Raw genomic sequence first — 9124 nt, 5'->3', positions numbered from 1 at the left:
GGGCGTACCACACGTCGCTCACCTTGGGGCTGATCCTGGTCGCGGTCCAACTCCTGCTGATCCGCCGAGGCTGGAACAAGCTCGCGGCCGGCGACGACTCTGGACGCAAGACGCTGTCGCTTGGCCTGGGGGTCGGCAACCTGGTCTGGATCACCCTTTTCGTCCTGATGTACGTCGGGCGGGGCCTGATCGGAGGCTAGCGCGCGGCCGCACGGCGGAGCCGGTCCGACAGGGCGGCCTCGATGCCATCGCCCTCAACGCGTTCGACCTCGATGCGAGTCAGCTCGTGCGCGTCTGCTCGTCGAAACGCGTCATACAAGCGTCGCGCGTAGTCCTCGAGGTCGGCGCATACGGTCGCTAGGCCATAGCCGTCGGGCGGCTCTGACACGCCGATCCACGCCGCGTCGGAGCCGGGTTGCGCGTCCTCGAGGTCGACGACCGTGACCGTCGCTCGAGGGGCATAATGGCGGTGCCTCGTCCCTGGAGATCTGATCGTGCCGTCTCCATGATCGGCGTTGCGGGCGTCGGGACAGACGTCTCGGATCTGGGCCAGCGTCACGCTCCCGGGACGTAGGACGACGGGCGTCCTCGAGGACGCGTCCACGACCGTCGACTCGATTCCGATCGCGGTCGGAGGCCCTTGCATGATGGCGTCGATGCGCCCGTCCAGGTCCTCGAGGACGGCCTGCCACGTCGTCGGGCTCGGTCGCCCGCTCCGGTTCGCCGACGGCGCTACGACGGGGGCACCGACGCCGCGGACGATCTCGAGGGCGATTCCGCTCGGGACCCGCACGGCGACCGTGTCGAGTCCTGCGGTCACCGTCGGTGCCAGACCCGAGCGCGCGGGCAGAACGACCGTGAGCGGCCCCGGCGCGAACGCCTCCAAAAGCCGGCGCCCCATCTCCGTCATCGTCGCCACGCCCTCGACGGCCTCGAGGTCGGCGACGTGGACGATCAGCGGGTTGTCGCCTGGGCGGCCCTTGGCTTGAAAAACAGCCTCGACCGCCTCGGCGTCTCGAGCGAGAGCGCCCAGCCCGTAGACGGTCTCCGTCGGGAACGCGCAGGTGCCGCCGCCCTCGAGGACGGCGACGGCGTCAGACGGGTCGCGAGTGAGGAGGGTCGGCATGGCTAGGTTTCGGTCCCGCCAAGACTACTCTGATGGCCCGACGCACGCCCACCCTCGCCGACTACGACACGCACGACATCGAGGGCTACGAGGTCATGGTCGGCAAGACGGCGCGCGACAACGACAAGCTGACGTTCAAGGTGGCTCGGCCGCAAGACGTTTGGCTCCATGTCGGGGGGGGGACGCCCGGCAGCCACGTCGTCATTCGAACGCCCGACGGGGGGGAGGTGCCGCGAGCGGTGGTCAAGAAGGCCGCGGAGCTCGCCGTCCGTCACTCGAAGGCGAAGAACGCGTCGGGCAAGGTGGACGTCCACGTGTGCCGCGCCTGCGACGTGACGAAGCCTCGAGGAGCCAAAGCGGGGTCGGTTCGGCTCAAGCGGTACGAATCAGTCAAGGTCTACGGCGCCTAGCCGTCACAAACGAAAGCGCCGACCCCCGAAGGAGCCGGCGCTAGTTGCGGGGGGGGGATTCGAACCCCCGATCTTCGGGTTATGAGCCCGACGAGATACCACTTCTCCACCCCGCGATGGAAAACCCATGGTACCGGAAAACCGAGGCTTGGGCAAGGCTCAGGGATGGAAGTCGGATGAATCAACACTCGGGACCAAGTTCGCCGAGTGACGCCAGTTCGCCCCGGGCTGTGCGGTGCTCCGAGGCTTCCTGGACTTGCCGACCGAATCCGGCGATTTGCAACTGGACGACCGCAACGGGATCGCAGGCTCCCACGAATCGAAAGAGACCTCGTCGCCGTTCGACGCCGTGCCGTGGCTGCTGGTTGTCGTGTCGGCCTCACCCGAGGTTGCCGCTGCGACGTCTCAGTGGCACGTCGCCGTCGGAACCGGCGACCCAATCGGCCCTCGTCACGGTATCGGTGACGTCGGGCGTCCCGGACTAGGTCGATGAGGCTGGAACGCGACTCGGGATCCGTCGAGTTGTCGAGGCCGTTCTCGGCGCGAACCAAGGGGGCGGCGCGAGAGGCCGGAGGGGCGCTCGTCCTCGAGGGCGCACGGCGCGCGTGACTCACCGTTCCCGCTCACGAGATCGACACAAAAACCAGGGCGGCCAACCTCGAGGGGCTCCGAGTCTTGGTTGTCAACTCGAACGAGCCCTCGAGGGCGCTCGCGCTAGGACGCGCCGAGTCGCTCGGGGTGACCGGAGAGGGAGTTGCCGTCGCTAGAGAGGCGACCGAGCGCCTCAAGGACGAGACCTTCGACGCGCTCTACATCTCGTCAGCATGTGAGGACGGGGCCGGCGTCCGATTGGACCGGTCCATTCAGGATCAGTACTCGATGAGCGATGTGCCGATCGTGGTTCGAGGCGTCGCCGACGTTTCACCGGATCTGATTGCGGCGCCGGACCATGACCCCATCTCTACGCAGGGCGCTCTTGTCATCCTCTGCGGATGGCCGCCGGGACGCGTCCCGCCGACGTCGAGCCGTCGTCCGTCAAACGGGTTCTTGTCGTCGAGGACGATTCGGCCAACCAGGCGCTGCTCATCCTCGACATGGTCCGCGTCGTGGGCATCGAGGCCGGTTCGGCGGAGGGCGGACCCACTGACCTGGAACGGATCCGAGAAACGCACTACGACTGGTCCTGATGGATGTCATGCAGCCCAACCTGTCAGGCGTCGAGGTCACGCGGCGCATCCGAGCGGACTTAGGGAAGAGCTCCGGGTCGTCGCGTTCACGGCACTCGCGAGCACCGCAGATCGGAGGCGCCGCCTCGCTGCTGGGATTGGGCGACTTCATCGCCAAGCCGTACCGTTCAAGCCGTTTGGCGGAGGCCTCGGGAGTCAGCGGGGTGTCCTGATCGTAAGTGTTGAAATAGAAGTCTGAAACGATCGACGGGAGTTCGCCTCTATCTTGACGGTACATCGCCCCCAATTCGCCTCATATGGCCTCCGTTCGTCCGTTCCGCGCACTCCGGCCCTCCCCTGAGACGGCCGAGGACGTCGCCTCGGTCCCTTACGATGTGATTACATCGGAGGAGGCTCGTGAGCTAGCCGCCGGCAATCCGCACTCTTTCCTCCACGTCGTCCGTCCAGAGATCGACCTCGAGGGCGTCGACGAGCACGATGACGCGGTCTACGAGCAAGGCGCCAAAGCGCTCCGAGAGCTCGCGTCTACCGAAGCGTTCGTCCGTGACGATCAGCCGAGGCTCTACGTCTACCGGTTGGTGATGAACGGCAGGGCACAAACCGGGATCGTCGGGTTGGTGTCGGTCGCGGACTACGACAACGACGTCATCCTCAAGCACGAGGACACGCGTCCTGACAAAGAGGACGACCGTACGCGGCACGTGGTGGCGCAGAAGGCCCACGCCGAGCCTGTGATGCTCGCCTACCGCGGCGAGGACGCTATCGACGAGGCCGTCGAGGCGGCGATGGAGCAGGAGCCCATCTACGACTTCCGAGCCAAGGACTACGTCCAGCACACGGTCTGGGCCATCGACGGCACCAGCGAGTTGGTCCAGGCCTTCTCTGAGATCGACGGACTCTACGTCGCGGACGGACACCACCGGAGCGCTGCGGCCTCGAGGGCGGCGAAGCTCGTAGATGCAGACGAGGCCGGACACTTCCTGGCCGTCCTGTTCCCGTACGAGGACATGGAGATCCTGCCGTACAACCGCATCGTCAAGGACCTGCCGGTCGGGAAGGGCAAGTTCCTCGACCAACTCCGGCGCCGCTTCGAGGTCGAGGAAGCGCTGTTCCCCGAGCCGGAAGAGTTCGGGACGGTCGCGTTCTACCTCGGCATGGACTTCGGCTGGATGACGTTGGTGCTCCCGGAGACCGAGCGGGACGGCGTCGCGGACACGCTCGACGTGGCCCGGCTGGCCGAGTTCGTCTTGGAGCCGATGCTCAACATCACTGACCCTCGTACTGACCAGAACGTGGCGTTCGTGGGCGGCATCCGGGGGACGGAGGAACTCGAGCGGTTGGTCAACTCGGACGAGGCCGACATCGCCTTCTCGATGTACCCGACCGCTCCGGAGGAGCTGTTGGACGTGTCGGATGCCGGCGAGCGTATGCCCCCGAAGTCGACGTGGTTCGAGCCGAAGCTGAGGAGTGGGCTCCTGGTCCACACCTTCTGGGACTAAGACGTAGCCGCTGCCGCTGCAGTCACACCCGAACCGAAGTCGTGCTTGATCGAGGGCTTGTCCAGCCGTCCTCGAGGGCGCGTGGTTTCACGTTCCTCCTCTGCGATCTCAGATGACCGTTCTCGTCGCCGATTCCGTTTCTGACACTGCCCTCGACCGGCTTCGAGACGCAGGGCTCACCGTCCTCGAAGACGCTACGCTCAAGGGCGACGCGCTCGTCGAGGCGCTCGGGTCTTACGACCCTGGAATCTTGCTGGTGCGATCGACGCGCGTAGCGGCGGACGCCCTCGATGCGGCCAGGTCTCTCGAACTCATCGTGAGAGCCGGGGCCGGCGTCGACACCATCGATGTCGCGGGCGCGTCAGACCGAGGGGTGTTCGTGGCCAACTGCCCGGGGAAGAACGCGGCGGCGGTTGCCGAGCTTGCCTTCGGGCTGATCCTCGCCCTCGATCGTCGGATCCCGGACCAAGTGATCGAGGGGCGTTCGGGGCGGTGGGACAAAAAGGGGTTCTCGTCCGCACGGGGCTTGCGAGGCCGAACGCTCGGGCTTCTCGGAATGGGAAGCATCGGTCGGGAGATGGTGGCACGGGCCAAGGCGTTCGGGATGCCGGTCGTGGCCTGGAGCCGGTCGCTGACGGACGAGACGGCTCAAGTTCTCGGCATCACTCGAGCGGGGTCGCCCATCGAGGTCGCCCGTGCGTCCGATGTCGTCTCGGTCCATGTCGCCTCGACGCCGGACACGAAGCACCTCGTCGACTCCGATTTTCTAGATGCGATGCCGGACGGGTCCGCACTCGTTAACACGGCCCGCGCCGAGGTGGTCGATGAGAGCGCTGTCGCCGCCGCCCTCGAGGCCGGACGGATCCGCTACGCGACGGATGTGCCCGCTGGTGAGCCGGAGTCGAAGACGGGCGTGCTCGACCATCCGCTCGTCGGGTCTGCTTATATCATGCATCACGTCGGCGCGTCGACGGCGGAAGCGACCGGGGCGATCGGGCAGGAGGCCGCTCGCGTCATTCTCATGTACGTCGAGACGGGCGCGGTTGAGAACGGCGTCAACCTGGCCGAGCAGTCACCCGCGACGCATCTGCTGACGGTGCGGCACCTCGACCGCGTCGGCGTCCTGGCAGGAGTTCTGGGCGAGATGCGGGAGGCGTCGTGGAACGTCCACGAGATGGAGAACCTGGTCTTCCAAGGAGCCGAGGCCGCGTGCGCGAGGATCCAGTTTGACGGGACGCCCGACGAGCAGACGCTCGCCCGGATCCGTGACGTCAGCCACGTGCTCAACGCGACGATCATCGAGCTGTAACTCGCCCTCGAGGTCGGCTACCTAGCGATGGGCAACCCGCCCTCTTCGAGAGCGCCGATGCCGCCGACGTTGACGACGCGCGCGAAGCCCATCCCCTCGAGGACGGCCGCTGCGCGGCCGCTTCGATGTCCGGATTGGCAGTAGAGGTAGACCGGCTCGTCTCGGTCGAGGTCGGCCACGGCGTCGCGGAACCCGTCCCCGAGTACGTTGGCGTGGATCGCGCCCTCGATGTGTCCGCCGTCGTACTCCGACGCGGTGCGAACGTCGATCACCGACGCCCCTTCGCGGATCGACTCGACGGCGACCTCGATGGGTTCCGTCTCGCCACCCGACGTGAACCACTCGAAGCCGTAGAAAACGGCGAACAAGACGACAAGCGTCAGGACGATTCGGTAGACGCGGTCCATCGGGTTCGGGCGAGGGCGAGGGTGCGGTCGTCGGAGACTCGGGCGAGCCGATGATAGCGCTCGCCGTCGACCAGCGGCCCCGCCTGGGAAGCGACCTCGTCGCCGTACACCGCCTCGGCCCGGTAGAGCACGTCGACGCCCTCGAGGCCGACGTCCGACGGTAAGGCTTCGAGCGCCCACTCGATAAACCGGACGTTGTTCGCGTGGCCGACCCGGTCGAGGTCAGAGCGGCGCACGCGGAACGTCGCTTGGTGCTCGACGGTGGCCGGCGCCACGGGCTCGCCCTCGAGGACGAGCGCCCGCGGCTTGTCCGGGACGGAGAACCCGTCCATCGACCGAGGAAGGCGAATGGGGCGCCGGCGCTCGACGTCGATCAGGAACCACTGGCTCGTCGCGCTGGCGAGCCTGACGCCGTCGCCGCCCGTGACGACGAAGTCGCGTGTGGCGCGGAGCCCATCGAGGTCGGCGGGCCAGGTCTCGACCTCGAGGCGCTCGCGGAGTCGAGGGCGGCGGTCGACCTCGAGGGCGAGCCGGGAGAGCACCCAGGTCGCCCAACTGCCGTTCGGAAGAGAGAACCCGTCCTTCCCCGCGGCCCTGGCGTGTTCGCCGGCCGCTTCCTGGAGCAGGTCGCAGAGCGTCAGGACGGACGCGCGCTCGTCTGGTCCGACCTCGTAGGATCGGATCGCGAACGGCTCGGACCAGATGAGGGGAGTGGGCACGAGTCGCGTCGGTGTGGGACGAGAGGACCTCGGACCCGGACCGGGGGTTTCCCCAGAACGGACTCGGAAGACCACGCTTCACAGAATCGACGAAACACACAGGGGCTCGTCCCCATTGAACGGGTCCCTTCTACCCATCCAATCCAATGGACAACACCACTCAGACCAACCGCTCTCTCGTTACGGGCACCTTCCGTGACCCCGTCGCAGCGAACCGCTACTACTCATCTCTCCGCGACCGCGGCTACACCGACGACGACGTCCACGTCGTGATGTCCGACGACACGCGCGAGCGCTACAACCGCAACGTGGCCGAGGACGAAATTGAGCAAGGCTCGAAGGCCGCCGAAGGCGCCGGCGTCGGCGCGGCAGTCGGTGGCACGACCGGCGGAGTGATCGGTGCCATCGCAGGCATCGGCGGAGCCGTCTTGATCCCAGGCATCGGCGCGGTCGCAGGCCCGCTCGCTGGCGCACTCGCAGGTGCTGGCGCCGGTGGCGCCGGTGGCAGCTTGCTCGGCGCCTTGGTCGGTGCCGGCATCCCGGAGGACCAGGCGCAGGTCTACGAGAACGACGTCAAGGACGGCGGGATCATGGTCGGCGTCCACCCCAAGGACGACAAGGACCGCACGTACCTCGAGTCGAGCTACACCGAGCACGGCGCTGACAACGTGTACTACTACGACGCTACCTGATCCAGGCGGCATCGCTGATAGGGGGTCTGGGCTTCGGCTCAGGCCCCCTTTTCTATTGGGCCGTCCTCGAGGACGCCGTCGGGGCGCGCTGACCGGGGTCTTCGTTTGCGCCCTCTAGGCATGACCGAGACCTTTCGGCTTTCCCGACCCCCTCGACTTCGATGCCCGTCCAGTCCGGCAACCAGATCCGCGTCCACTACACCGGCACCTTAGCCGATGGCTCTGAGTTCGACTCGTCCCGAGGCCGCGACCCCCTCGCCTTCACAGCCGGCGCTGGCCAGGTGGTCCCCGGCTTCGATGCGGCGGTGATGGGCCTCGAGCCCGGCGAGACCAAAGTGGTCACGATCCCAGCGGCGCAGGCGTACGGAGAGGCCGACCCCGAGAAGACGCTGATCGTGCCGAGGGACCAGATGCCTGACGGCGAGATCTCGCTTGGTGATCAGCTCCAGCTCGGTCTCGAGGGCGGCGGCGCGGTCATCGTGACGGTCGCGGAACTGGACGACGACTCGGTCACGCTCGACGCCAACCACGCGCTCGCAGGCGAAGACCTGACGTTCGAGATCACACTCGTCGAGATCGAGGCGTAGCCACTCTCGAGGACGCCGACCGGTCCTCGGCCGTGCTCCACAAAAAGCCGGCTCCCAAGACGATCTCGGTCCCAATCGCCAGGATCACCCCGGGGCCGACCGACCCGCGGAGGATCTCGACCGTACCGAGGGTTGCGAGCCCGAGCATGGTCACGGCTGTGCCCACTGCGACGGCCCGCCGCAGCGGAGATGGTGCGGCGTCCCGTGCGAGCCAGAGGGTGACAGCGATCCCGAGCAAGAGGACCGATGCACGCCGCGTCATCACCTCGATGGAGGTGCCGCCGTCGAGGTCGAAAAGCGAGAGTAGAAGCGGCGGGTGGACCATCAGGACCCCAGACAGGATCAGCGTGATGGTCGCTCCGGCGAGACATAGCGTCTTGAAGCTCATGCGCTTGGCTGGAGTTATCGAGCGTCGCGGATGGCCTCGACGGCAGACTCGTCCTCGAGGGCGGTCGTGTTGCCCAAGTCGGCGCCCAGATGCGCGGCACGGATGACGCGTCGCATGACCTTGGCGTTGCGCGTCTTCGGCAGCGCGTCGACGAAGTAGATGGCCTTGGGCCGGAGCGCTTTACCGAGCGCGTCGGCCACGCGGCCCGTCAAGGATGACCGGATGTCTTCGTCCTCGAGGACGCCGTCGGAGAGGACGGCGAAGGCGACGACGGCTTGCCCCTTGACGTCGTCGGGGATGCCGATGGCGGCGCTCTCCAAGACGTCCGGCGAGGCGTTGAGCGCGGCCTCGACCTCGGCCGGCCCCAGGCGCTTGCCGGCGACCTTGATGGTGTCGTCGCTGCGGCCGAGCAGGAACCACTGGCCGTCGGCGTCAACGGCTGCGAAGTCGCCGTGGACCCACAGGCCCGGCGTCGTCTGCCAGTAGGCCGAGAGGTAACGCTCGTCCTCGTGATCGCCCCTGAACCCTCGTGTCATCCCGATCCACGGTTGGCGGATCGCGAGCTCTCCGACCGCTCCGCGCACGGGGGCGCCCTCTTCGTCGACGACGTCGGCGTCCATGCCCAGGACCGGGCCGGGAAACCCGGTCGGCTTGAGCGGCTGGACGTGGTTGCCGCACACGATCCCGCCCGAGATCTCGGTCCCGCCCGAGTAGTTGAGGATCGGCTTTTCGCCTTCGAGGACGGTCTCGAACAGCCAGCGCCAGCTCTCGGGGTCCCACGGGCTTCCCGTCGACCCGAC

General features: G+C 67.2%; 11 protein-coding genes, 1 tRNA gene and 1 pseudogene. 7 read left to right on the top strand and 6 right to left on the bottom strand.

Annotation, left to right across the window (positions count from 1 at the left end):
- Positions 1–200 (top strand): annotated as a pseudogene (locus WBA11_RS03455) (hypothetical protein); the annotation flags it as partial.
- Here the strand turns inward: WBA11_RS03455 and WBA11_RS03450 are convergent.
- Positions 197–1126: an L-threonylcarbamoyladenylate synthase gene (locus WBA11_RS03450; protein WP_424519328.1), complete on the bottom strand. Its 930-nt coding sequence runs from the start codon at positions 1124–1126 to the stop codon at positions 197–199. The pseudogene WBA11_RS03455 and the gene WBA11_RS03450 overlap by 4 nt on opposite strands.
- Positions 1127–1158: 32 nt before the next feature.
- Between WBA11_RS03450 and WBA11_RS03445 the strand changes: the two genes are divergently transcribed.
- On the top strand, positions 1159–1536 hold the full coding sequence (locus WBA11_RS03445) for an NFACT RNA binding domain-containing protein (RefSeq protein ID WP_424519327.1): 378 nt from the start codon (positions 1159–1161) through the stop codon (positions 1534–1536).
- 44 nt (positions 1537–1580) lie between these two features.
- Here the strand turns inward: WBA11_RS03445 and WBA11_RS03440 are convergent.
- A tRNA-Met gene (locus tag WBA11_RS03440) sits at positions 1581–1652 on the bottom strand.
- An 876-nt stretch (positions 1653–2528) separates the two neighbouring features.
- Between WBA11_RS03440 and WBA11_RS03435 the strand changes: the two genes are divergently transcribed.
- The 3 genes from WBA11_RS03435 to WBA11_RS03425 all read left to right on the top strand — a co-directional run bounded on the left by WBA11_RS03435 (position 2529) and on the right by WBA11_RS03425 (position 5531).
- A complete protein-coding gene (locus WBA11_RS03435; protein ID WP_424519326.1) occupies positions 2529–2723 on the top strand; it encodes a hypothetical protein in 195 nt (64 codons plus the stop codon).
- A gap of 296 nt (positions 2724–3019) precedes the next feature.
- Positions 3020–4222, top strand: coding sequence for a DUF1015 domain-containing protein (locus WBA11_RS03430; RefSeq protein ID WP_424519325.1), 1203 nt, complete (start codon positions 3020–3022; stop codon positions 4220–4222).
- Positions 4223–4334: 112 nt separating this feature from the next.
- Positions 4335–5531, top strand: coding sequence for a phosphoglycerate dehydrogenase (locus WBA11_RS03425; RefSeq protein ID WP_424519324.1), 1197 nt, complete (start codon positions 4335–4337; stop codon positions 5529–5531).
- A 17-nt stretch (positions 5532–5548) separates the two neighbouring features.
- On the opposite strand, the gene WBA11_RS03420 is transcribed toward WBA11_RS03425, so the two are convergent.
- On the bottom strand, positions 5549–5938 hold the full coding sequence (locus tag WBA11_RS03420) for a rhodanese-like domain-containing protein (RefSeq protein ID WP_424519323.1): 390 nt from the start codon (positions 5936–5938) through the stop codon (positions 5549–5551).
- A complete protein-coding gene (locus tag WBA11_RS03415) occupies positions 5911–6657 on the bottom strand; it encodes an acyl-[acyl-carrier-protein] thioesterase (RefSeq protein WP_424519322.1) in 747 nt (248 codons plus the stop codon). The genes WBA11_RS03420 and WBA11_RS03415 overlap by 28 nt, the downstream gene beginning before the upstream one ends.
- 146 nt (positions 6658–6803) lie before the next feature.
- On the opposite strand from WBA11_RS03415, the gene WBA11_RS03410 reads away from it, so the two are divergent.
- The gene (locus tag WBA11_RS03410) at positions 6804–7349 is read left to right on the top strand and encodes a hypothetical protein (RefSeq protein ID WP_424519321.1); all 546 of its coding nucleotides are present in this window, start codon (positions 6804–6806) and stop codon (positions 7347–7349) included.
- 161 nt (positions 7350–7510) lie between these two features.
- Positions 7511–7936, top strand: a complete 426-nt coding sequence (locus WBA11_RS03405; RefSeq protein WP_424519320.1) for an FKBP-type peptidyl-prolyl cis-trans isomerase — start codon at positions 7511–7513, stop codon at positions 7934–7936.
- Here the strand turns inward: WBA11_RS03405 and WBA11_RS03400 are convergent.
- Both WBA11_RS03400 and WBA11_RS03395 read right to left on the bottom strand, forming a co-directional pair.
- Positions 7911–8324: a hypothetical protein gene (locus WBA11_RS03400; protein ID WP_424519319.1), complete on the bottom strand. Its 414-nt coding sequence runs from the start codon at positions 8322–8324 to the stop codon at positions 7911–7913. The genes WBA11_RS03405 and WBA11_RS03400 overlap by 26 nt on opposite strands.
- Positions 8325–8338: 14 nt before the next feature.
- Positions 8339–9124 (bottom strand): AMP-binding enzyme (locus WBA11_RS03395; RefSeq protein ID WP_424519318.1); only part of this gene is annotated, 786 nt, incomplete at its 5' end.

Origin of the sequence: Rubrivirga sp. (assembly GCF_049648075.1) — a bacterium.
Taxonomy (GTDB): domain Bacteria; phylum Bacteroidota; class Rhodothermia; order Rhodothermales; family Rubricoccaceae; genus Rubrivirga.
The sequence above is the reverse complement of the archived record's forward strand: the minus strand, read 5'-3'. Positions and strand labels throughout refer to the sequence as shown.